Source organism: Verrucomicrobium spinosum DSM 4136 = JCM 18804, assembly GCF_000172155.1.
GTDB lineage: Bacteria > Verrucomicrobiota > Verrucomicrobiia > Verrucomicrobiales > Verrucomicrobiaceae > Verrucomicrobium > Verrucomicrobium spinosum.
Window position 1 is genome coordinate 4,571,901 of the sequence record NZ_ABIZ01000001.1, and the last position, 23,619, is coordinate 4,595,519.

Annotated in this window: 15 protein-coding genes, 1 tRNA gene and 1 pseudogene; 2 read left to right on the forward strand and 15 right to left on the reverse strand. The window is 58.2% G+C overall.

Annotated features, from left to right (window positions below):
- Window positions 1-57: 57 nt before the first annotated feature.
- The 13 genes from VSP_RS18465 to nusA form a co-directional block, all read right to left on the reverse strand.
- A complete protein-coding gene (locus tag VSP_RS18465; RefSeq protein WP_009962555.1) occupies window positions 58-2,079 on the reverse strand; it encodes a cell division protein FtsZ in 2,022 nt (673 codons plus the stop codon).
- A 183-nt stretch (window positions 2,080-2,262) separates the two neighbouring features.
- The gene (gene ftsA, locus VSP_RS18470) at window positions 2,263-3,480 is read right to left on the reverse strand and encodes a cell division protein FtsA (RefSeq protein WP_009962556.1); all 1,218 of its coding nucleotides are present in this window, start codon (window positions 3,478-3,480) and stop codon (window positions 2,263-2,265) included.
- A 42-nt stretch (window positions 3,481-3,522) separates the two neighbouring features.
- Window positions 3,523-4,536, reverse strand: a complete 1,014-nt coding sequence (locus tag VSP_RS18475) for a cell division protein FtsQ/DivIB (protein WP_009962558.1) — start codon at window positions 4,534-4,536, stop codon at window positions 3,523-3,525.
- Between the two features lie 19 nt (window positions 4,537-4,555).
- Entirely contained in the window at window positions 4,556-5,479 is a 924-nt protein-coding gene (locus VSP_RS18480; RefSeq protein WP_009962559.1) for a D-alanine--D-alanine ligase family protein, read from the reverse strand.
- Window positions 5,480-5,671: 192 nt separating this feature from the next.
- Window positions 5,672-7,015: an MFS transporter gene (locus tag VSP_RS18485; protein WP_009962560.1), complete on the reverse strand. Its 1,344-nt coding sequence runs from the start codon at window positions 7,013-7,015 to the stop codon at window positions 5,672-5,674.
- Window positions 7,016-7,726: 711 nt separating this feature from the next.
- Complete coding sequence (locus VSP_RS18495; RefSeq protein WP_009962562.1) at window positions 7,727-9,469, reverse strand: alginate O-acetyltransferase AlgX-related protein; 1,743 nt, start codon at window positions 9,467-9,469, stop codon at window positions 7,727-7,729.
- A 54-nt stretch (window positions 9,470-9,523) separates the two neighbouring features.
- Window positions 9,524-10,990 carry an MBOAT family O-acyltransferase gene (locus VSP_RS18500; RefSeq protein ID WP_009962563.1) on the reverse strand — a complete coding sequence of 489 codons (1,467 nt, stop codon included), beginning with the start codon at window positions 10,988-10,990 and terminating at the stop codon, window positions 9,524-9,526.
- A gap of 80 nt (window positions 10,991-11,070) precedes the next feature.
- Window positions 11,071-12,003, reverse strand: a complete 933-nt coding sequence (locus VSP_RS18505; protein WP_009962564.1) for a bifunctional riboflavin kinase/FAD synthetase — start codon at window positions 12,001-12,003, stop codon at window positions 11,071-11,073.
- Between the two features lie 106 nt (window positions 12,004-12,109).
- Window positions 12,110-12,784 (reverse strand): tRNA pseudouridine(55) synthase TruB, encoded by a 675-nt coding sequence (gene truB, locus VSP_RS18510; RefSeq protein ID WP_009962567.1) that lies wholly within the window; start codon window positions 12,782-12,784, stop codon window positions 12,110-12,112.
- A gap of 31 nt (window positions 12,785-12,815) precedes the next feature.
- Complete coding sequence (locus VSP_RS18515; protein WP_009962568.1) at window positions 12,816-13,796, reverse strand: DHH family phosphoesterase; 981 nt, start codon at window positions 13,794-13,796, stop codon at window positions 12,816-12,818.
- 141 nt (window positions 13,797-13,937) lie between these two features.
- Window positions 13,938-14,393 (reverse strand): 30S ribosome-binding factor RbfA, encoded by a 456-nt coding sequence (gene rbfA, locus VSP_RS36140; protein WP_053332356.1) that lies wholly within the window; start codon window positions 14,391-14,393, stop codon window positions 13,938-13,940.
- Between the two features lie 101 nt (window positions 14,394-14,494).
- Complete coding sequence (infB, locus tag VSP_RS18525; RefSeq protein ID WP_009962571.1) at window positions 14,495-16,804, reverse strand: translation initiation factor IF-2; 2,310 nt, start codon at window positions 16,802-16,804, stop codon at window positions 14,495-14,497.
- An 81-nt stretch (window positions 16,805-16,885) separates the two neighbouring features.
- Window positions 16,886-18,139, reverse strand: coding sequence for a transcription termination factor NusA (gene nusA / locus VSP_RS18530; protein WP_009962573.1), 1,254 nt, complete (start codon window positions 18,137-18,139; stop codon window positions 16,886-16,888).
- Window positions 18,140-18,355: 216 nt separating this feature from the next.
- On the opposite strand from nusA, the gene VSP_RS36145 reads away from it, so the two are divergent.
- Both VSP_RS36145 and VSP_RS18540 read left to right on the forward strand, forming a co-directional pair.
- On the forward strand, window positions 18,356-19,057 hold the full coding sequence (locus tag VSP_RS36145) for an HAD-IA family hydrolase (RefSeq protein ID WP_009962574.1): 702 nt from the start codon (window positions 18,356-18,358) through the stop codon (window positions 19,055-19,057).
- Between the two features lie 77 nt (window positions 19,058-19,134).
- Window positions 19,135-19,206 (forward strand) — tRNA-Lys (locus VSP_RS18540).
- Between the two features lie 478 nt (window positions 19,207-19,684).
- Here the strand turns inward: VSP_RS18540 and VSP_RS18550 are convergent.
- Complete coding sequence (locus VSP_RS18550; protein ID WP_009962576.1) at window positions 19,685-21,244, reverse strand: hypothetical protein; 1,560 nt, start codon at window positions 21,242-21,244, stop codon at window positions 19,685-19,687.
- Window positions 21,245-22,590: 1,346 nt separating this feature from the next.
- Window positions 22,591-22,869 (reverse strand): annotated as a pseudogene (locus tag VSP_RS42395) (transposase); the annotation flags it as partial.
- Window positions 22,870-23,619: the final 750 nt, after the last annotated feature.

Sequence of the window (23,619 nt, forward strand, 5' to 3'; positions counted from 1 at the left end):
GAGGATACCCTACAACTGAGAGAACTCCACCGCCGAAATGTTCAATTTCAGCCGAATCTAGCGCTTGAGCTTTTGACGCATCCGCATCCAGGTCGGGACGTCGAGGTCCTCCCCTTCTACGATGGTTTTGTCTGTGCCCTTGAAGCGGGCGACTTCTTCCTGGCTCAAATCAAAAGTGCTCTGCTTGAAGTCCGAGCTGGACTTGCCAGGCGCCCCCGGCACTGCCGCCTGCTGGGGAGAGGCTGCGACCACCGTGGAGGCAACGGCTGTAGCAGCGGCCTCAGGACGTGATGAAGAAGGGTTGGAGTATTTGTCAGCCCAGTGACCGCCGGAATCCTCCTGATAGCTCGCGGGGGCGATGTCCCCTTCATCTTCCTCATCCTCAATGATGGAGAAAATGGAGGACTTGGCAGGAGCCGGCGCAGGAGCGGATGGCTCCACAGTCACCTGGGGCTGCTGATGGTAGAGCTGCTCCTCTGCACGGAGCACGGCTTCATTCTCCTCGGCTGGCACTTCGATAGGAGCCGGGTGGGTATTCTGAGGCTCAGAAACCTGGGCTTCCACTTCCCCCGCTTCCGGCGTGTCATCTGCAATGATAAAGGATGACTTGCTTGGCTCAGGATGAGGAGCCTGCTGTGGCTGCGAGACAACGACGGGGACCGGCGCAGTCGCGGCTGCCACATTCTGAACCGGGGCGGGCGCATCCATGAAGAACAAATCTGGCTCAGCCGCCGCGCGAGAATCCCGTTGGAAGAGCTGAGGCTCCGGCTGGGTTGTGGGCTGCGGAGCCGGTGCCTGAACCGGCAATGGCGCGCTGGAAACGGGTTGCGGGGCCACCTCTGCCACAGGAGCAGGGGCTGGCACCTGGACCGGAGCAGGTGCTGGCGCGGCGGCAACGGCTGCCTGTACGACCGGCTGCGGAGCATGACCATTTTGGCCGTTCTGATAGTAAACAGGCTCAGCGGAAGGCACCGGCTCTGGCTGGGGTTGAGGAGCAACGTAAGCTTCAGCCACGGGCACCTCTACGGCAGGAATGGCGGGAAGTGACTCCACAGGCGCGGAGCGTTCCGTGCGCCCCAGCACGGAGTCCGGAGACATCTCATGCACACTCAGCGAGCTGACGAGCGTGACGGAGATCATGTCACCCAGCTTGGGCTCTACGGCCAGGCCGAACATGATCTGCGTCTCCTCGGGCACGTACTTGCCGAGTTGTTTCATCAAATTTTCCACTTCGGCCAGGGTCAGGCTTTCACCACCGGCCACATGCACTAGCAGGTTGCGTGCGTTCTGCAGCAGCATGCCCTGATTCACCAGCGGGCTCTTCAATGCACGCTTGAGTGCATCTGCCACACGGTTCGTACCACGGGCTTCACCAAAGCCAAAGAGGCAGCGGGAGTTGGGGCCGCGGAGTGCGGTAAGGAGGTCTGCAATGCCCATGCGGACAATGCCAGGCTGCATGACCATGGTGGCGATCGCACGCACACTGTGACCAATCAACTGATCTGCCTGGCTGAAGGCTTTCTGAATGCCTTCCTTGGGCAACGTAAGCTCGCCCATGCGGTTGTTTTCAAACAGGATGAGCGCGTCCGCCACCTGGCCAAGGTGCTCCAGCGCCACCTCGGCCTGCTGGATGCGACGACGCCCCTCAAAGGAGAACGGCATCGTGGCAAACACAAACACCATGGCGCCAACCTCCTTGGCCACCTCTGCCACCACCGGCGCAGCACCAGAACCGGTGCCACCACCGAGACCGCAACAAACAAAAACCATGTCATGCCCCTGCAGCGCAGCGCGGATCTGCTCGCGCGTATCGATCGCCGCTGCATAGCCGTTCTCCGGGTCTCCGCCGCTGCCAATGCCCCGCATGCGCTCGGAACCGAGTTGAATCTTCACCGGCGTCATCGCATGGCCCAGCACCCGCACATCGGTATGCATCGACACGAGCGTCGCATCCATCATGCGATCCAGAGAGATCCGGTCCAGCACGTTCAAGCCACCGCCACCCACGCCAGCCACACAGATCTTCATGCGCATACTGGGAGCCAGTTCGCGTTCGTCGGTGCGTTCAAATTCTACCATAAGCCGGAGTGGTTAAAAATTGGGTTGGAAAACGGGGTTATGGGCCGTGATTACATAAACCACAAACCGGGCAAAACTCCAAGACGAATCGAGTCTGGAAAGAAAGTTGAATCCCAGCGGGTTACACTGGAATACTATTTTAAAAATACCGGGCCTAATTCCACGCCCCCAAGGAGCAATTTATTAAATAGTCCAGGTGCTGAACACCTCCGCCATCCGGCGGCCCAGTTTTGCCAGAGGTGAAAGCCAGGGTTTCTCTGCATCCATGAGCTGTGCATACCGGATCAGACCGATCGGTGCCGAGTAGCAGGGATTCTCATAAGTGGCGGTGACTCCACCCATCTGGGACGAACCCGCGCGGGTAACGCGAACCCCAAAGATCTCCTTCGCGACGTGTTCAATGCCACGCATCATGCTCACGCCACCTGTGAGATACACCCCAGCGCCAAGGCGGCCGACGTGCTCCTCACAGCGGTCACGAATCTGACCCAGAATCTCCTGCGTGCGCAGGCTGATGACTTCATTCAGCAGAGCGCGCTCCACCTCGCCGACGAACATGCCGTTCTCATCCTCCACACGGATCATCTCACCAGGAGCCACGTCTTCATAGACAGCGCTCCCCTCCTCCACCTTCAGACGTTCGGCACGGCCGTGCGGGATCTGGAAGCAGAGGGAGATGTCGTTCGTGATGTGATCACCACCCAATGGCACACACCCAGATGCCGTGAGCATGCCGTCGATGTAGAGGACGTAATCCGCAGTGCCGCCGCCAAAGTCAATCATGAGAGCCCCATGCTGCTTTGCTTCCTTGTTAAGCACGACCTGGGCGGCTGCGAGAGGCAGGAAAACGACGTCTTCCACCTCCAACGGGATCTGGCGGACGAGCCGGATGGAATTCTGGACGCGGCTGCGTACGCCGTGAATGATGTGAAACTCTGCCTCAAGCTTCTCTGCGGGACGCCCGATCAAGGAGCGCACCTGCTCCTGACCATCCACGCTGTACTTGCGCGCAATGCGATGCAGAAACACATGATTCTGAGCAATATCCACATTACAGGCAATCTCGCGAACGTCCTCAAGATCATCTTCCGTGATGGTGTTCTGATCGGAGGGCAGGCGATACACGCCAGCGTGATTCAAGCTCTCAATGTGCGTACCGCTCACGCCGAGGAAGACATTACGGATCATCACATCACTGCGGTCTTCCGCCCGCAAGAGGGCGTCATTGAGGCAGGTCTGGGCAATGTCAAAATCTGTGATCTCGCCCTTGCGAATGCCGCGGGCAGGAGCCTGACCTACACCAAGAATCTTGATCGCACCGTCCTTCTTCACCTCGCCGACAACGACGCAGATCTTGGACGTGCCGATCTCTAGTCCTGCATAGATGGTGCTCTTGGCCATGGTGGTGAACGTGTTGAGGTTGTAGGAAATGATCTTGGAGTGTTATTGCGCCCGGGCGAGTGTACGTCGTCCGGCGGGAGTGCGCTTGGCGGGAGTGGAAGGAGGCTCGGGGGCGAGATTTTCTGGAGCAATCGCCGTTCCACGAAGGGTCACGGGTACGTTTTGGGCAACCAAGAGGTCAACGGTGGCAAGTTGCCATTTCTGACGTTCCGATTCTGCAAGGATCCGGTCGAATCGGGCAAGCTCTTTTTCCATGCCATCCACAGGGAGGGTGACATGAATGCGTGAATCATAGGTAACACCCAGCACGTGAGCACGAGTCGCGTCCACCCACTTCACCCCCAGAGTGCGGGAGGCCAGGGTACCGTCATGCATCTTCAGCATAGCCAGAGCGGCAAGTGCAGAAGGGGATTCAATTTTCTGACCAGGCACCAGACGATGGACACGACCCACGCGAATGACGGGCAGCTTGCGACGAGATTCTGTCAGTTCCCCGCTGGGAATCACAACACCATCCGCATCCAGCAGGCAACCGTAGCCGGAGACCTTGGCCTCCAGCTTCTGCTCAGGAGATTCCAGCCAGGCCACAGGGTGACGCTGCTCCACATCCAGGAACATCATCCCGGGATAGCCCCGGGTAACCCTTGCGCTGCGAACCTGAGGCATGGCCTCAAGGCGCTCCTTCACCTGCACGAGCGAGATGCCCAGCATGTTCATGCCCTCATGCAGACCAGTCGCGTTGACGATCTGCGATGGCGTGATCTCGCCTTCCGTCACCACGGAGAAGTGCTGTAGATGAAAGCGGGAGTTGTCCACGAACGCCTCCTTGACCACGATCTTGCCGGCACTGAAAATGCCCATGGCAGCCAGCAAAGCCACGGCCAGCTTGAAGCCGAAGCGTGCTGTCTTGCGGCGGGATTCACGGCGCGTGGCGGCCGTCTCTGGATTCAGTTCCAGACGGTGCACCTCCAGTCGCACCACTTTGCGGCGGCGACGGAACGCGTAATTACCTTTCGCCGCCCCAGGCTTGCGTCGGGTGTTTTTGGCAAAGAACATGTTGATGAGAAGTCGGTGGTTAGCCTGCCCTCCGCACCTCAAGCGACAGCTCGATAATGCGCTCCATCAATTGCGGAAACTCCAGCCCAGCCACTCGTGCGGCCTTGGGCAAAAGACTGCTTACAGTCATGCCAGGGATGGTGTTGATCTCCAGAACGAACGGTTGCCCGTCCTTCCGCAGCATCACATCCACGCGACCGTACACCTCCACGCCCACCGCTTTCATCGCGGCCAGCGCAGCTTCCTGGACCCGTTGGGTCGTCTCAATGTCCAGGTCCGCAGGGCAATGGTAGTTGGTCTTGCCAGTGCCTGACATCCACGGATACTTGTTGTTGATGTCATAGAACCCGCTCACAGGCTCAATGTGGATGACAGGCAGCGCTTCGCCACCAATCACCCCCACGGTGAGTTCCTTGCCATCTACAAATTCTTCCACCAGCGTATCCTGGCCATACTGTTTCGCATCGGCCAGCGCTGTAGCAAGCTCCTCCTCCGTGTGGACGATATGCACCCCTACACTGGAGCCCTCACGAGGGGGCTTCACCACCACCGGGAGGGTAAGGCGGAGCTGATCCACCCCATCAAGCTTGAGCACCTGACTCTGAGGCGTGGGGACCCCACCTGCCACAAATTTTTCTTTGCTGAGATTTTTATCGAAGGCAACGCGGCTGGTTTCCACACCGGCCCCGGTGTATGCCACCCCCTGCTTCTCCAGAAGGGCCTGCAATTGACCATCTTCACCGAAGGTGCCGTGGATCATATTCACCGCAACCACCACATCGCCTGGCACCGTGAAGTCCGTGGCGGTGACATCGATCTCAACCACTTCTGCACCAAGGGATTTCAGAGCCTCAACCACACTCTCTGCAGACTTCAGCGACACTGCCCTCTCAGAGCCTGGCCCGCCTTTCAAGACTGCGATTTTGTGATTTGCTAGAGCCATGGGAATCGGGCCGGTCAGTATTGTAGGTTAAATGCTGGGAATTATGGTCCGAGTGTAGAACCAGCACGTTAAAAATCAAGATAATCTAACTAATTTAGGACACTCATTTTCAGCGCGCAAGCCCTCGTGGATACCATATATCCTCATTTGAACACTGGTGCAACACAACCCGTAGGGGGTCAGGGGTGACACTCAGAATTGCGAGTCCGACTTAGCTTGGACTTCGGAAGACCCTATCCGCCACTTTCTGATGAAGGCATAGGCCAGCAAAGTCGCACCAAAGTACCACGGCCACCAGGTGAGCGCAGTTCCAAACACTTGAGGAGCTTCATTGGGCAACTGTAGCCTTCCCGCCAGCCATGCCATCTGCCAGCCAAAGAGCAAGGTCACACCCCCATACGCCAGGTTGATCGTCATGCCCTTGAAGCTCAGCACTGTAGCCCGATGGGACGACGGCGTAACCTCATTCAGATAGTGCGACTGGAAGAACTGGAGAAATCGAATGGCCAGGATCAACGGAGCCAGCGCCAACACCCCCCACCAGCCCGGCACCTGAATGGCCACAACGACCAGGCCCCAGAGCGTCATTGCAATGACGACGCCGAAGTTGAAGGCCGAGGAGCGATGCCTCACCAGCCACTCCATCCAGCCCGTGGTGAAGAAGGCCGCCACCGACCCGGCCACCGAGATCACGCCAAACGAGGCCTCGGCAATCCCAATGTGCCGATAGTAGTTGCTAGAGACGGTGAGGAACAACCGGATCGTGCTGTCCAGCAGGAAACCCAGGACCACCAGTAGGAAGGGCGCGGGCGTGCTCCAGATCCAGGCCCCGGCATGCCGAATCCCCTGCCAACTCTGCCGGACGGTGACCCAAAAGGGCTCCTTGGGACGTACCGAGGCTGGCTCCTTCATCGCAAGAGTCACGGCCAGACAGGCCAGGGCAGTAAGGACGCACAAGTACACTGGGAACTTGATCGTGTCCGCCTTGGCCAAGGCACCCTCCCCTGCCCCCAGCCAGCACAGCAGGCGGTTCATCTGGTGCACGTCATAAACGTAGGCACCTAGAAGGGATGTCACAATGAATCCCAAGGCCATCCAGCGACTCAGCCTGCCAATGACCGCCGGCCAGATGGTGGAGCGGTCCGCCTCAGGAATGCTGTCATAGGCCAGCGCTTCATCGGCCCCGCTGGAAAAAGCCTCCGCCGCCCCGCTGAGCACCCTGTTCACAGCAAAAACCCAGAAGACCCACGGCCCTCCCACCGGCAGCAGGGCGAACACGGTCATCTCCACCACCATGAGAACCGCAGATAGCACGACCAGATTCCGCCGCCCAATGACATCCGCCATGGCCCCGCTGGGCACCTCCAGCACCACAATGCTCAAGGCCCAGATCACATTCAGCGCCGCGAACTGCGAGAGGTTCAACCCGAAGTCGAGGAACAGAATGGTGTACACCGGGTAGTAGAACCGGCAGTTGAACAACAGGCGGAACCAGACAAAAAGCGCGGCGTTGCGGGGCATGGAATGCGAGAGCATGGGGTGGATGTCGGAAGGCGGTACGCCCGGTGCCGCGAGGAAGAAACAACCCGCTGATGAGCGGATAGCAGGACTTTCGCGAAGAGCCTTGTCTTTTTGTCGAGATTCTAAAAGAATCAACTGGTCGAGCCGAGTTCCGATGAACGCCTCACAAATCCTGGAAGAGCTCAAGCCCCTGGGAAAGGAGAGCCACAAGCGCACGCTGATGAAAACCACGGCGTGGAGGAGCCCTGCGATGGGGTGGCGACTGTGCCCACCAATGCCGCCATCGTGGGAGGCGTTGTGGTAGCGTGCTCGAATGCCGCGAACATTCCCAATGAGTGGCTCAGGATTCGGGAGACATTGAAGTTCAAAGTGTAGCGAGAGGAACCCGCCTGGCATCACCCCTGAACACTGGAGGGTCCCACCGCTGTCAACCGATAGGACACTTGCTCACCTGGCGACGAAGTCGCTTTGGAGTGCGCGCGGGAACCGCCGCTTTGGCGGAGCTTGTGAGGTCCACTCCACGATCACGGTCGAGCAGGGCCATTGTCACCCCAACCACCTCCGCAAGCCCTGGTCACACCCCAAGGTTTCAGGAACTCACAAGAGCCGCAAAAGCGGCGGTTCCCGCCACAGTCCCAGAGATGCTTCGCATCCAGGTGATGGATGCGAATGCTTATTTGGCCACGAATTCGCCCTTCGACATTGAAGGCACAGCACCTCTCCCCTCTACGGAATCTCCTCCGCCTTTTCCACGAACCAGCGTTCCGCATCAAACGCGGTGCTTTCATCGCTCAGGTTGAAGTTCCCAATGGCTGGCTCTTTCTCCTTCTTCACATCCCACGGCACCAGCGTCAGGCGGTAGCGTTTGCCCTGGGCAAAGGCCGCGGTGGGTTGCATCTGCTTCTCCCTGAAGGTCCACTGCACTCCTAGGATCTGCTTGGCCTCCATCGCGCCGGTCACCACCTTGCCCACTTCATAGGTGGCGGTGTGAAGGGCGTTGGTATAAGGGGTGCCGTTGGGGTCCTGGTTGGCGGACTTCTCGGTCAACGTGGCCTCTACCACCACATCGCCAGCAGGGGCGGCGGCATCGTGCGACACCCCGCCTGCAGCGGCTGATGAGGTCTTCTCGCTAAACTTCACCCGGGCCCAAGTGATGTTGGCGGCACGGGCGGCATTGGTGGAAAGCAACACATCGCGAGCGGCGATCACCCAGATGACGAGCTTCTTCTCCCGGACTTCATCGTCGGGACGGCGGGCCAGTTCACGGCGCACCTCGGTGGAGCCCTGGCCGTTCTTCGCGATCACATCAAGGGGACGTTGGAGGAGCAGGCTGAGGTGCTGGGCAAATCCGGACCGGATGGGCTCATCGGGCTTGTCCGGATTCTCAAAGCCCAGGGTGGGATCATCGTAGATGTTCACGAAGCTGTCCCCCAGCAGGACCAAGGGCGAGCGGCTGTTCTGCGTGCCTTCGCCAATGACATTCAGGAACACTTCTTCCTCGTCAAAGAACTGATGGGGATCCTTAAGATCCAACAGCTTCACCAGGTCTCCCAGGCTGCTGCGATGCACGCCATCCACCGCACGGATGGTGCGGAAGCCAGGGCCCAGTGCCTGCGGGTACTTGGCCTTGATGTGGTCTGCCACCTTTTCGGCGGCCAGGCGCATCGCCTCTGGCGTCCAGTGCGTGTCCTGCTTCAAGAACGCGTCCTTCTTCAGCTTGAGCGCTTCTTCGCTCTCTTTGGCAATCTCGCGGTTCTGTGAATTGGCTTCCAGGTAAAACACCCGCTTGCGCTCACCGCGCAGCTTGGAGAGGTCCTGCGTGAGATCCAGCACATCCACTCCGTTCTTGCGGAGCAGGCTGTAGAACGCCGGGGCATCCGGGTGAGTCACCCAGGAGGGCGTTGACTGCGGGGCCACCTGCTCGTTGTAAATCATCGGCTTCAGCGGCACAGGTACCAGGAGAAGGTCGATGCCCCGCTCCTTGAGCTGGGCGGCGTACTCGATGATGAGCTCGCGGGTTTCCGGCACCCTCCCCAGCTCTGGGTCCTTCATCACGCTGAAGGGCTCAGGCTTGATGGGGCCATAACCGGTGAGTGCCTTCAAATCTGGGTGGTAGAAGAGCCACCCCTCCCAACCCAGGTAGGTCTTGAGATTGCCTTCATCAGCGTACTCCAGCAGCATGCTCTGGGCCTTCTGCCGCAGCGCCACGCTGTAGCCCGCCTTGTCGGTGACCTTCTCCACCTCGCGCAGATGGTGCACAATGTCCTGCTGCCCTGGACGCCAGCTCAGCAAACGGGATGCAGGTGACTCTTTCCACTTCCCCTGACTGGCAAGGTACACATGCCAGCCCAACGCCGGGAGAATGAGCATGAGCATGAAGCCCGCAATGAAGATCGTGGCGACGCCTTTGCCGATCTCAAAGACCGTGCGGCAGCGTTCCTCCGCGAAGGGGTTGTGCATCTGGGACATGGCAGAAATGAGGCTGAAGGGGAAATCGAACCCGGAGAAACTCCAACTGGGAGACTAGAACTGGAAGTACAGGAACGGACTGTGGCCACGGGTGACCATGATCGTGACAGCAAGCAGGAAGAGCGGCACGGCGATGAGTGCCTTCCACAAGGTGAATCGCTGCAGCATGGTCTGCGTATTGGGCATAAACCAGACGGCGAAGGCGCAGATGCAGAACTGGAACAGATTGAACCCACGAAGCAGTTCCGACTCCAGCAACAACGAGGTGGCTACCGCATTGCCCTGACCGAACATGGTGCCGAGGTAACGCCAGGCGACCTCAAAGTTCTCCGCACGGAAGAACACCCAGGTGATGAGCAGGATGAAGAAGGTCAGCGGAATCTTCACCACGGCAGGTGCCTTGCCATAGAAGGAGTTTTTCCCCATGAGCCGCTCCAGTGCCAGCATGCCCCCATGGATGGCCCCCCAGATGACAAAGTTCCAAGACGCGCCATGCCAGAGGCCGCCGATCACCATCGTCAGCATGAGATTGACATACGTCCGCCCCCGCCCTTTCCGGTTGCCCCCCAGCGGGATGTAAAGGTAGTCCCGCAGGAAGGTGGAGAGAGAGATGTGCCAGCGTCGCCAGAAATCGGTGATGCTGACGCTCTTGTACGGCGAGTTGAAGTTCTCGATGAAATAGAAACCGAGCAACCGGGCCAGACCGACGGCCATATCTGAGTAGGCGCTGAAGTCAAAGTAGATCTGGAAAGCGTAGGCAACGATGCCAATCCAGGCCGCCAGGGTGGTGAGAGAGCCTGCCCCGCTGCCAAAGGCACTGTCGGCGATGGCCCCCATGGGATCGGCCAGCAGGATTTTCTTTGCCAGACCAAAACTGAAGCGGGTGAGCCCCAGGGCAAAGCCCTCCACCGTGTGCACGCGGTGGCGCATCTGGTGGTCGATGATGCCATAACGCACGATGGGCCCCGCGACCAGGTGCGGAAAGAGGGAGACGAAACAGGTGAAGTCCAGAAACGAATGCGCGGGCTTGGCGTGACCACGGTAGAGGTCCACGCAATAGCTCAAACTCTGGAAAACGTAGAACGAGATGCCCGCCGGCAGGATGATGTTCTGGAAGAAAGCGGGCACTGCCACACTGCCCCACCCCATGGCGGAGGAGATGCCCTGAACCGAATCCACGGCGAACGCGGTGTATTTGAAAAAGGCGAGCGCCGCGAGGTTTGAGGTGACGGAGAGCACCACGCCCAGCTTCTTTCGTCGCTGCACATCCTCATCCGTCCCTCCCCGCTCTTTAAGCTTGTCCGCATTCGCGATCATCGAGCCCAGGTTGTAGTCGAGCGCGGTGGTGCCCAGCATGAGCAGCACGAACCACGGGTTCCACCAGCCATAAAAGATCATCCCCGCGATGGTGAGATACAGGTGTCTCAGGGTGGTATTGGTCTTCAGGCCCAACAGCAGGTAGTAGCCGGACACTACCAGGGGCAGGAAATAGAAAATGAAGATGTGCGAACTAAAAACCACGCGCTGGACTTAAACGGGAATGCTCATGGGTCAAGGGGAGTTGCCACCCGCTGACCTGGAGGACAGTTCATCCGAACGCCTCAAGCCACCGCCTGTAGCACGCTCCGCGCCTCTGTCGCGTCCAGGGCAATCTGCGCCTTTAGCGCTTCCAGCCCATCGAACTTCCGTTCATCCCGGAGCTTCTGGACGAAGGCAACCTCCATCTGGTGCCCGTAGAAGTCGCCACTCTGGTCGAAAAGATGCACCTCCAGTGAGCGCTCGCCACCGGAGTCCACCGTGGGCCGAAAGCCCAAATTAGCCACGCCAGAAAGGCAGCGCCCGTTCAACTGCACCCGCACGGCATAGACTCCAGTGGGGGGCAGTTCTTCATTCTCCACCCGGACATTCGCCGTGGGGAAGCCCAGGGTCCGGCCGAGCTGACGGCCCACCACCACCTCCCCCAGGACAGTGTAGGGTCGCCCGAGGAGTTCGGCTGCCCTTGAGAAATCGGCCGCGCGCACAGCTTCGCGTATGAGCGTGCTGCTGACCACCTCGTCACTCAGTTTAACCTCCGGCACCCCATAGACGCCGAATCCAAACTCGCGTCCCAACTCCATGAGCTGGTGGATGTTGCCTCCTCGCCCCTTCCCAAAACTCCAGGTGTATCCCACCGAGATGAAACCCAGCGGCTGGCAACTCTGGCTCAACGCGCCAACAAATTGGGCGGCATCAATCTTGGCGAAGTCAGGCGTGAACTTGCAAATGAGCACGTCGGTCACACCGAGCTGCTCCAGGATTTGAAGCTTGTGCCGGGTGCTGCACAGAAGCCGGGGAGCCGACTCTGGACGCAATACCCGCAGCGGATGGGGATCAAACGTCATGACCACTGCCGTCCCCTGATGGGTGGCGGCGTGGTCCATGGCCGCCCGGATCACCTCCTGATGCCCCAGATGCACCCCGTCAAACACCCCAATGGCCAGCGCCACCGGGCCGCGAAGAGCCCGGAGGTCGCCGATGGAGGAGTGAGTCCGCATGGGGTCAATGAGAACGGTTCAAACGTTGGACGCAAACAGAATAGAAGCGCAGTCACACTTGAGATCCTGAACCATCTACCTCTTACCTCCAACCATTTACCATATCCTAAGCGCCCCTCAGCTTCGACACATCGTACAGAGAGTACATGGCAGCCAGGGCCTCATCACGACGACCTTCCTTGAGCACATCGAAGGTCGTGAACTTGCCAGGCTGGAAGGTGAAGTGCCCAGAGCGGGTGCGGCGCAGCGCGCTCAAGTGAGCTCCGCAACCAAGGTGCTGACCCACGTCATGCGCATAGGTGCGTACATAGAACCCCTTGCTACAGACGACGCGGAAGTCGATCTCCGGAACCTCCACCCGGGTGAGCTCGTAGTCAAACACGTGCACCAGCCGGGGCTCGCGCTCGATCACCTTGCCCTGCCGGGCCAGCTTGTAGAGCGGCACGCCGTCTTTCTTGATGGCGGAGACCATGGGCGGTGTCTGGTAGAAATCCCCACGCATGGTGTCGAAAGCCCCCTTGATCTGCTCGGTTGTGAAGGCGGGCACCTCCTTTTCTTCGATGATCTCCCCTTCCCGATCCTGGGTAGAGGTGGTGGCACCCAGCCGCGCGGTGCCGGTGTACTCCTTGTCCTCACTCATCAGGAGATCCTGGATGCGCGTGGCATTGCCAATGACCAGGATGAGCATCCCGGTGGCCATAGGGTCCAGCGTGCCGCAGTGGCCGATCTTTTTCGTATTCAGGCATCGGCGGGCCACCGCCACCACGTCGTGAGACGTCATGTCAGGCGATTTATCTACCAGGAGGACTCCACTAATCGGTTCGTTCGATTTCATTCTTTAATACTTCAAGGAAACGTGACTCCGCCTCTGCCACTGGGCCGGGCAGACGTGCCCCGGCAGCCATGACATGGCCCCCACCGCCAAACTCACCACAGACACGTGAGACATTGACGCGTGAGTCTTTAGACCGGGCACTCACACGAATGCGCCCGTCAGGCAGCTCTTCAAAAATGACAGCAGCCACCACACCCTCAATGGATCGCATGATGTCGATGAGCCCTTCGGTATCGCCCGGCTGGATCTGAATCTCCTCCTGCAGGGCCTGGCTCAGCGCCCAGCTTGCCACCCGCTGCCCGCAGGTGAACTTCATCTCGTTGAGCAGAGCCTTCTGCAAAAGCACCCGGCGCAGGGGATGGGTCTGGTAGAGATGGGTCGCGAGCGCGGCCGTGTCCAGCCCGGCCTCCATCATCTCCGCCACGATACGGTGCGTGCGTGGATTGGTGCTGCTGTACTGAAAGGAGCCCGTGTCCGTGCTGATGGCCGCGAAGAGGTTCTCCCGAACCATCGCATCCATGGGAAACTGGCTGACCTGCAGCAGCTCATAGACGAGCTGCCCCGCAGCAGGCGAGGCGCTGTCGATATGGTTGAAATGGCCGTAGCGAGGGTTCGTGCCGTGGTGGTCCACGTTGATGAGCACAGGCGCATTCTGAAAGGCGGTCAGAGTGCGCTCGCCCAGGCGGTCTTTCGCCGCGGTGTCCAAGGCCACGGCCACGTCCAGCTCCAGCGGCACGGCTTGGGAAACTTGCACGAGGTTCGACCCCGCAAGGAAAGTCAGATTGGGGGGCACGCCATCTTCAGACAAGATCGAGACAGCCTTGCCCATAAGCTGCAGGCTGCGCCCCAGACCCACAATGCTGCCAATGGCGTCGCCATCAGGCCGCACGTGACACGCGATGCCAATCCTCGACGCATCGCGAAGCAGGGCACCCAGATGGGACAGGCTGTCATTCATGGCTGGAGGGAAGAGAGAGGTTGGAGCAAGAGATCGGGACACACAGAGCTCAGGAAGGCCTCCGGATCAAGGGGCAGCCTCGCTCAGCGCTCCGTAGCGACTGACCTGCTCTGACCGGAGCAGATCCAAATGGCACCGGAGTCAACGGGATTTGTCTGAGCGGTCGTCCGCAGCATCGCGGTCGTCCTCGGCCTCATCCTCCCCTTCAGGGGCGTCGTCATTGTCAACCCCCTCCTCAGCAACAGGCTCCTCGTCAGGGAGCGGCTCGGGGAGAGTTTCAATGAGGGCCAGCACCCTCACGCCACGCTCAATGGAGGTGTCGTATTTGAAAGTGAGAGACGGAGAATTCTTGAGAATCACGCGCTTAAAGAGCTCCCGCTGGATCAGGCCGCGGTTCTCATTGAGCTTGCGCACAATATTGGGCGCAGCGTGTTCCTTGCCGAGAATTCCCACATAGATGAAGCACTGCTTCAGGTCAGGGGTGACATCGACTTCGTGAATGGTCACCACGGAGCCCGCAAAAGTGAAGTTGCGGTCCACGATGGGCCCCAACTCGCGCTTGATGAGCTCACGGACGCGCGCGAGGCGGTGGTTCATGTCGGTATTTGAAAAGAGGTTTGAGGGGTCGGGCATGCCCGGGCATGAAGCCCATTGGCAGTCCCGCACCCCGGGATGAATCGTATAGAGAGGGCGACCGTTTAGAGCGTCTGCTGAATCTTCTCGAGCTCGTAGCACTCGATGACATCGTCCTCTTCATACTCCTGGTAGCCGCCGAGGCGGACACCGCACTCCAGACCATTGCGCACTTCTGGCACTTCCTCGTGGAAGCGACGAAGCGTGTCCATGGAGCCGTCATACACGGGCTGGTTCCCACGGATCACGCGGGCCCGAGCCTTGCGGTCCAGACGTCCGTCCGTGACCACACAACCGGCCACGCGACCACGGGTCAGCTTGAAGACAACCTTCACCTTGGCATGGCCAAGGATCTTCTCGCGGGTCTCCGGATCCAGCAGGCCGAGGAGGGCCTCCTTCATCTGGTCGAGCAGTTCGTAGATGATGCTGAAGAGCTTCACCTGCACGCCTTCGCGCCTGGCAACAGCCACCGCAGTGGACTCCACCTTCACGTTGAACCCGATGACAACGGCGTCAGACGCACTGGCAAGAAGGATGTCGCTCTCGGAGATGGGGCCAGCGGCACTGTGCAGGATCTGCACCTTCGCCTTGTCGCTCTTGATCTCCATGAGGGTCTTCGTGATGGCCTCCATAGAGCCCTGCACATCCGTCTTGAGAATGATCTTGAGCGTCTTCTTTGCCCCCGCTTCGAGGTTGGCAAAGAGGGCCTCCAGAGTGCTGCGACGTGGGGCGGCGAGCTTCTTCTGACGGATCTCTTCCTGCCGCTCTTCGCTCAGGCGCTTGGCGGTCCGCTCATTGTCCATCTCCACCACTTCGTCACCCACATTGGGCAGACCACTGAAGCCAACCACCTCGGCAGGCATGCCGGGCTTCACTTCCTTGATGATCTGGCCACGATCATTGATGAGGCTCTTCACCTTGCCCCAGTAAGGACCGCAGATGAAAGGCTCACCCACCTTCAGGGTACCATTCTGGACGATGACAGTCGCCATGGGGCCGCGACCGGCTTCCATACGGGACTCGATCACCGTGGCCCGCATTGGAGCCTTGGAATTGGCGCGCAGGTCGAGCACTTCAGCCTGTAGAGACATGGTCTCCAACAGGTTGTCAATGCCGATACCCTTCGTGGCGGAAACTTCCAGCACTTCCGTTTCGCCACCCCACTCCACCGGCATGAGACCGGCTTCCTGAAGCTGCTGCTTCACTCGCATGGAGTTGGCAGCGGGCAGGTCGCACTTGTTGATCGCCACCATGATAGTGACTCCCGCCGCCTTGGCGTGGTTGAGAGCCTCGACGGTCTGCGGCATGAAGCCGTCATCCGCTGCCACCACGAGCACAACGATGTCCGTGACGTTGGCACCGCGAGCGCGCATCTCAGAGAAAGCGGCGTGACCCGGGGTGTCGATGAAAGTGATGGGCCGATCGTTGTAGCTGACGCTGTAGGCACCAATGTGCTGGGTGATCCCGCCAGCTTCCCCTGCCGTGACGCTAGTCTTGCGGACCGCATCAAGGAGCGAGGTCTTGCCGTGGTCCACGTGACCCATGAAGGTGATGATGGGTGCGCGAAGCTCGAACACGTCCTTCTCCTCAGCCTTGGGCGGCGGCGGCGGCGGCGGTTCCTCGATCTTCTCTTCCACCTTGTGGATGCCAGCACCTTTTTCGCGCTTCTCCTTCTCGAAGATGAAGCCGTGCTTCTCACATACCTTGGCCGCGATATCGGGCTCGATGGCGGTGTCCGCCTTGGCGAACACCTTGAATTCGATAAGGTCCTTGATGACGTGGAACACCTTCAGGCCCATGCGTTCGCACAGCTCCTTGACGATGATCGGCGGCTTCAGGTGGATGACCTTGGACTCAGAATTGTCTTCTACAGGCTGGGCGGGCACTTCCGCAACGGGAGCTTCCGGCTCAGGGGCTTTGACCGGAGCAGGCGGTGCCGGGGGCTCCTCGTGGCGGAGGAGGGAGATGGGCGGCAGCACTTTTGAAGACGTCACCTGGAAAGGGCGGACGGGAGCCTCACTCGGCCCCTCCTCAGCACGGCGCACACGGCGGGCTTCCTTCTTTTCCACCTCGTCAAACAAGGACAATGCCTCAGCCTTCACCTGATCCAGCGTCTTTTTCGGAGGTTCAGGGGTGGTGGAGGCGGGCTTGGCGGGAGCCGCAGACTGCTGCGGGCGTGAGCCCAGAGGAGCAAAGGCGGAGCCAGTTTTGAGTTCACCCGTGCGCTTCTTCCGAGGACTTCCCTCGTCGTCGATGAGCGAAACCGCCCCGGGTTTGCCGGAACTCTTCGCCGCGGGCGCTGAGGCTCCCTGCGCCTCCTCGGTGGAAGAGGTGCGCTTGACGGGCTTGGAAGATGACGGGGGCTTGTTTGCCATGCGAGAGTTGGAAAAGTTCAGAAACTGAAAGAGTAACGAGCGGTGCTGGAGAAAATTGGCGAAAGATCGGTGAAATAACGATTACGAACCAGAAGTGATGGCGGCTACCTTGTCCACGATTTGCTGGGCAAGTTCCGTGTCACCGTCCACGATGGAGGCGATGTCATCGACGTCTGCATCAGCAAAATTGGAAAGGTCAGAGAGACCCTCACCCACCAATTTGCGGGCGATGTTTCTGTCGATGTCGAGATCAGCGGCGATGCGATGCACTGCCTCCTCCACATGGGATTCAAAGACCTTGGCCGCGTGCTCATCCTTCTCGATCACGAGATCGTAACCGATGAGACGGGACGTCAGGCGGGCATTCTGCCCCTTTCGGCCGATGGCCTTGGAGAGCTCCTCCTCACTGACGGTGAGGAGCACCCGCTTGTGATCCTCGTCCACCTTGATGGAAAGGATCTTGATGGGCTTGAGCGCCTCCTTGGTGAACTCGGCAACGTCCTTGCTCCAGCGGATGATGTCCACTTTCTCGTTGTTGAGCTCACGCACAATGTTCTTCACGCGTGCGCCACGCAGGCCGACGCAAGCACCCACCGGGTCCACCTTGTCGTCTGCACTGTGCACGGCCACCTTGGTACGGTAGCCCGCCTCACGGGCGATGCTCACGATCTCCACGGTGCGGTCCGCGATTTCGCTGACCTCAAATTCAAACAAGCGGCGCACGAAGTTCGGGTGGCTGCGGGAAAGAATAATTTCCGGACCCCGGGAAGTACTCTTCTCCACCGCCTTGACGTAGAAACGCATGCGATCACCAGACGTATAATCCTCCGTGGGCACACGCTCACGGGAGGTCATGATGCCCTCGAACTTGCCGAGGTCCACGACGACATCTGACTTGTCAAAACGACGAATCGTTCCACTGACCACGTCACCGGTACGATCCTTGAATTCGTCATACAGGTTGGCCTTTTCGGCCTCCCGCAGGCGCTGCATCCATGTCTGCTTGGCCGTCTGGGCGGCGATGCGACCGAAGTCCTTGGGAGTGACTTCGATGTCCACCTCGTCGCCCGGCTGGGCGTCGGCCTTCAGTTTGCGGGCATGCTTGACGGAAAGCTGCTCAAAAGGGTTCTCAACGGTGTCAGAAACCAGCAGGCGCGCGAACGCGCGAATAGACCCCTTGTCGGGATCAATCTCAATGCGCAGTTCCCGGGCGGGACCGATGCTTTTCTTCGAGGCGGCCAGCAAGGCGCTCTGAAGGGCATCGACCATTTTGGAACGGTCGATTCCCTTCTCCTTCTCGTAATATTCAAACAGGGCTTTAAGTTCGCTGACCATAAAACTTTGAGGGCTGCCTGTCCTGGACGAAAAAGAGCGGGACTCGTCCCACTCTTGCGTCAGGAGATTCGCTCTCAAGTCTTCGCCCCGGAAAGGAACGATAAATGTACTCGATTGTGAAGATGTGGCAAGTGTTTTCTCTAAAATGGCTTCATGTGCCAAACTCTGCCGTAGCTTTCTCTGGCAGAACGAAATAGCTCGTGCGAAAAGCCGCCCATGCTCCCTGTTTCATGTGTCTTCTTTGACGCGGCTGGAACCCTGATCCGCCTCCGTGAACCCGTGGGCGAGGCCTATGCCAGGATCGCTGCCCGGCACGGGATTGAGGTCGATCCGCAGTCCGTGGAGACCGCCTTTCTCCAAGCCTGGAAGACTACGCCTCCCCTCCTCCACCCCGATGGCGAGCCCCCGGCAGATGACGACGCCTCCTGGTGGCGGACTCTGGTCGCCCGCACCTTTGCGACGGTCACGGGAGCCCCTCTGCCAGATGAGAGGCTCGATCCCCTCTTTGCCGAGCTGTACGCCCACTTTGCCCAGCCCGGCGTTTGGGAACTGTACGAGGACGCCCTCCCCGCCCTGGACCAGCTCCGCGATTCTCACCGGCTCTTCGTTCTCTCCAATTTCGACCGCCGGCTTACCCCCATCCTGGAGGATCTCGGCATTGCCTCCCGTTTTGAGCGCATCCTTCTCTCCAGCGAGGTCGGAGCCAGCAAGCCACACCCGCGCATCTTCCACCACGCCCTGGCTGCTGCCGGCGTTCCCGCCAGTGAATGTCTCCATCTGGGTGATGATCGGAAGTGTGACCTCGAAGGCGCAAAACAGGCCGGTATGAACTCACAACTCGTGGACCGCCCCGGCACCACCCTGCTCACCTTGGTGGCGGAACTGGATGGCAACACGAAGGCCCACCGGGGGCAGTGAAAAAGAAAATGCGAAAAAGTGATTTTGCCACTTGCACCAAGCTCCAAAATGCATATCTAAAACTCCCCTTCCAAAACGCGTGGGTAGCTCAGCGGTAGAGCAGTTGGCTTTTAACCAATTGGTCCTGGGTTCGATCCCCAGCCCACGCACTTTCCTCACACTGAGGCAGTTAAGTTAGCACTGTGTGGGTTCCTCGCCCAAAATGGGAACACTCTGGGAACAACGTCAAGGACGTTCATCATTGTTCGTCAATGTCTGCGGCTACGCTTCCCCATTATAATAGGGATACCGCCCGGACAACGCAATCACCCTTATTAAGGAAGCCAGCGCCCCCCAAGCGGTCGCAATGGAGGTGATCGGCCACGACAGCGAGCAGATGAGCCAGCACTACACTCACGTCGGCAAGGAAGCCCTGGTCAACGCTGCCGCGCGTTGCCGGATTTGACGCCACCTGAATGCGTTGCCGACGCAAACGAATCCACCCCCGTCTCTCAAGTGAGTCGCAAGGCAGGACACGTGGATCCACCCAGTCTTTGATCACACTCTGAGGCGAAACATCATGAGTCCGTGCGCAACGAATCTTGTCCACGTCTTGCCTCCCTGAACTGGTGGAAAGACAAGAGTCGGCTAACCGGGCCCACCTTCAAGCTCAAGATCCTCAGGCCAGATCGAATAAGCCTCTCCAAAACCAACCCCCCCCTTTGGGTCAACACCGAGTTCATCACACGCATCAGTATACCACTTCAACAATCTCAGACGATTGGTTCGGAGAGAACCATTGAGAGTGAGATCAGCATGCTTCTGGCCATCCATGGCTTCAACAACAAGCCAGTCAGGCGAAATCTGATTCACTTCACCCCGTTCTTTGGCTGCAAGACGCTCCCGCTTATTGCTACCACGCAAACTCTCTAAGCCGAGCAAATGCCACCTCGCTGTCGAAAGCATTTTAACACTCTTCTTGATCTGATTTTCTACTTCACCCTCTCTCTTCGTTAGGTCAACCTTGACTTCAAATATGTGCCTAATCTCCTCCTCGTGGCGCGAATCACGCCAATGATGAGCCGCCAACGGCGGCTTCGTTAAGTCAGGAGGTTCACACAAGCAATTCAAAACCGCTCTCTCGGAAGAGTCCAATCTCAACCAGGGCCGAGCAAAGAAATCCCACGTTGCCGGCTGTGAACAAATCTGCCTAGCCCTCAGCTCATAAAAAAGAGCAGAATTCTCGTACTCTTGCTTGAACAGCATTGGAAACTCTGGCCCTCGCATGCGGTCTATGTACCTCCACCACCAAGTCCCCTCCTCTTCGAGAAAAGTGATATCGAATGAACGTCTACTGTATCGAGGCAGCGATGTGCGATTCCAATCAGAACTCCAAGCCAAAAATTCTAAAGGGTGCCCACCCCGAAATGACACGCCCAGCGGAACAACGTTTTCCCCTGAGTCCCCCCAGAAAACGCCGCAAAGTTTGTGCAGCACCGCAACTGAACAAGCCAACCTACGCAACCTTGCTCTCCGCTCCCGATGCATACTGAGTTGGGAAGAAGGACATAGACTATCAAATTCGCGCTTGCTGAACTCAACATCGAAACAGCTGGCAACCATCTTCAGCCGTCGCTCGATAGTTATCTTCCCCATTTCCCAAGCATTCCAATTCTCAGCTACATGCCAAGCAAGGATGTCTTCACCGTCCTGGAAGTAGCCAACGCGAAACTTCATATCGAACAACATGCATTTCGCGTCGAGTTCCTGTTCGATGTAGATCCGACGCCATCCGCACATCCAGTCCAGAAAAGGCAAAATTGTCCTTATGCTCTTGTACTGTAAACGGCACAATACTTCGAGCCAGTCACACTCAACATGTACGATAAGCACATCGTCAGGCAGACGGTACTTCCAAAATGAGGTGTAGTGAAAATCGCTGTCCCCTCTTTGCCTTAATCCCAAGCCCGGCATCTCGCGCCTCAAGTTTGGACCACTTGCCACTGTACAAAATGCCATCACCTGTGCTCCGCAGGAGCTCTTCTCAAGCACACAGACTAGTCCCCTGCCAACAAAACCTACAGGGCATTTTCGCTCCTCTGCCAGCTTCCTCAACTCATCCCAAGTGAGTTTTCCCCTCATGTATTTCTCGACCTCAATGAATGGTAGGTCGCAATAGGCTGCAAAGACTTCCTTCGTCGGTGACATGCCGCCACAAAATATGAATTCACAGCATGTCAAGCGCTATTTCGCGACAGTACAGCACACCACTTTTGTCGCGGCAGAAAAGCGCTGGAAAGCAGACAATCCAAAAGGCTGGGTGCAGATTCCCAACATGCATCAAAAAATACTTCGCTCAGACTCACCACTGCCAATTTGGATCCGGCTCCCAAGGTCAGGGACAAAGGACCTTCATACTGGACTGTCCCGAAGCGCATTAAATGCGCTCATCCTTCCCACAGACAAAAACAACTTCCGCCCTTCGGTGCGAAGCAAGGTAGTTAAGAGCAACCGCAGTAACCGAAGAGGGGTGCGACTCATCGACCTCGAGTCACTCCTGGCTCACATCGAATCTCAAGCCTAAATGCCGCTCAGAGGCATTATTCAGTCCTCACCAAAAATTTCCGATCCCGCCATTCGGCGAGGATTGAGAAGCTGCAAACGTCGCCAGTTGCGACGCAGTACAACATCCACCCTGTGGAAACAAAATAAGACGATGAACCAAAATACGACAGCATCCCCCCCACATCAGAATAGCGAGACTCCGGCGGTAGCAGCCGCCGAAGTCTCTACCCCCAACATCGGAACCGTCGAAGCTCAGAGCCAAGGGTGGGTCCCCCATACTCCATTAAGCACCCAAATCAATCCCGACCCCAAGGAGGCGTATCGGAAACTGCGAGAAGCAGCGATCAAGCAGCTGCACGACGAGATCGGGGAAGTACGAGTTAGACTCCACCTACTCCTCGCCCAGCTCGCCGAATATGGTGGCGACGACGAATATCATAGCCCACTTCTGACCCTGGTCTCCGGAGCCGGCGAAGAAGGACTCCTCGCCTCGTCCCTACACTCAACACTGCCAGATCCCAAGTTACTCGTCGAAGCCCGTCGTAGACTCGTCGAGCTTGGCCAAATTTCCGAGCATAAGCGCGGAAACACTTGGCTCTTCAAGGTCGCCCCAGCCGCCTAATCACCCGCATGACCAGCCCTGCCCGCCCTTGCCATCACGGTGGGGGCGGGCTTTTTTATGCCCCCGCTGCGTAGAGTCGATTGGAGGCCGCAATAAACCCAGAGGATCGCATCGAAAGCCAGCCAGTAGACTTTAGCCCGACTTGGCCGATTGCCGGGGTTGATGATCATCCAGACCTTGACTCTGCAACATCAGTTTCAAAAAGTCTGCACTACATCTTCCACCATTTCGCAACTTCCTGCTCTCATCCGGTGATTTTGGGCGGGGCCTGTTCAGGCAGTGTCATCTTGAGCTGGTCCAGCAGCAGCAGAAGTTCCCTCAATGATTGAGTGTAGCGGCCCATCACCACCTCCCTCCCATCAGTTGTGGGCATGTCCACCAAATAGCTCACCGGTGGAGCGCTCTGACACATCTGTTCAAGGGTCTCTTCAGTCGGGATGCCCCGGTCCATGACCCAGATGCGTTGGGCCTTGCCGTACTGGTCTTCGATCCTGGCCAGGAAGCTCTTGAGGGTGCTCTTGTCGGTGGTGTTGCCCGGCAGCACCTCATAGGCCAGTGGGAAGCCTTCGGGGCTGACGATGAGGGCAATGACTACCTGCACGCAGTCGCTGCGCTTGCCGCGACTGTAACCAAATCGGCGTAGACCGATGGCGTGGATATGCCTCCCCGCATAGCAAAAGAGTGCAGCAGAGCTGCTCTCACTTCGAGCACCTGGCCCACGACCACTTCCCACCCATTAAACATTCTCGGCATCTCGCTGATAGCATATCGCCAACCCGCCACCAACGTACCAACCCAATCTGCGCAGCCCGTCCGAACAAATGTCCACCTTTCAAACTATCTAGCCCCCTCACAAAAACGCAACAAGCGCGGCACTACAAAAATAATTCACCCAAAACTTCTAACTCAAAGAGTCACAAACTTACAGATTCACTTTGACTTATCCACAATCTGTGCGATAAGTCGCAAATACTTCCACTGCGCCCGCTCCAACAAGAGCACCGAGTTGGACAGTGCATCGACCGTAAGAACGCACGCAGAATGGACCCGCCATTTTGTGACAATCGATGACCCACCCTTCAGTGAAACAAGGGACAATTGTGCCCACGGCCAATTTCCCTCAACAAAGTAAAACAGAAATAGAAACATAAATCATGCAAAGCATTCAAATCTTCAGTGGCAAACCTTCAGTAAGGGCGAAGCGCATGGCTCAGGCCAACATCCGCTTATTCAGCCATCCGGCTCTCTACAAGTCAATGAACGTTCTACTCGTCACTGACCTCATAGAAGCACTGCGATAGCCGCCAATCATGAAGTTTCCGCACGACCACAAAACTCTTTGCGGCAAGTCAGTATCGATTAAGCACCAAGTCCGGACACTTCGGACCACTTTTTC

What these genes read in the sequence shown, in the direction of transcription:
- VSP_RS18465 (WP_009962555.1), bottom strand. Translation starts at nt 2,079, where the DNA reads ATGGTAGAATTTGAACGCACCGACGAACGCGAACTGGCTCCCAGTATG.
- ftsA (WP_009962556.1), bottom strand. Translation starts at nt 3,480, where the DNA reads ATGGCCAAGAGCACCATCTATGCAGGACTAGAGATCGGCACGTCCAAG.
- VSP_RS18475 (WP_009962558.1), bottom strand. Translation starts at nt 4,536, where the DNA reads ATGTTCTTTGCCAAAAACACCCGACGCAAGCCTGGGGCGGCGAAAGGT.
- VSP_RS18480 (WP_009962559.1), bottom strand. Translation starts at nt 5,479, where the DNA reads ATGGCTCTAGCAAATCACAAAATCGCAGTCTTGAAAGGCGGGCCAGGC.
- VSP_RS18485 (WP_009962560.1), bottom strand. Translation starts at nt 7,015, where the DNA reads ATGCTCTCGCATTCCATGCCCCGCAACGCCGCGCTTTTTGTCTGGTTC.
- VSP_RS18495 (WP_009962562.1), bottom strand. Translation starts at nt 9,469, where the DNA reads ATGTCCCAGATGCACAACCCCTTCGCGGAGGAACGCTGCCGCACGGTC.
- VSP_RS18505 (WP_009962564.1), bottom strand. Translation starts at nt 12,003, where the DNA reads ATGCGGACTCACTCCTCCATCGGCGACCTCCGGGCTCTTCGCGGCCCG.
- truB (WP_009962567.1), bottom strand. Translation starts at nt 12,784, where the DNA reads ATGACGTCTCACGACGTGGTGGCGGTGGCCCGCCGATGCCTGAATACG.
- VSP_RS18515 (WP_009962568.1), bottom strand. Translation starts at nt 13,796, where the DNA reads ATGAATGACAGCCTGTCCCATCTGGGTGCCCTGCTTCGCGATGCGTCG.
- rbfA (WP_053332356.1), bottom strand. Translation starts at nt 14,393, where the DNA reads ATGAACCACCGCCTCGCGCGCGTCCGTGAGCTCATCAAGCGCGAGTTG.
- infB (WP_009962571.1), bottom strand. Translation starts at nt 16,804, where the DNA reads ATGGCAAACAAGCCCCCGTCATCTTCCAAGCCCGTCAAGCGCACCTCT.
- nusA (WP_009962573.1), bottom strand. Translation starts at nt 18,139, where the DNA reads ATGGTCAGCGAACTTAAAGCCCTGTTTGAATATTACGAGAAGGAGAAG.
- VSP_RS36145 (WP_009962574.1), top strand. Translation starts at nt 18,356, where the DNA reads ATGCTCCCTGTTTCATGTGTCTTCTTTGACGCGGCTGGAACCCTGATC.
- VSP_RS18550 (WP_009962576.1), bottom strand. Translation starts at nt 21,244, where the DNA reads ATGTCACCGACGAAGGAAGTCTTTGCAGCCTATTGCGACCTACCATTC.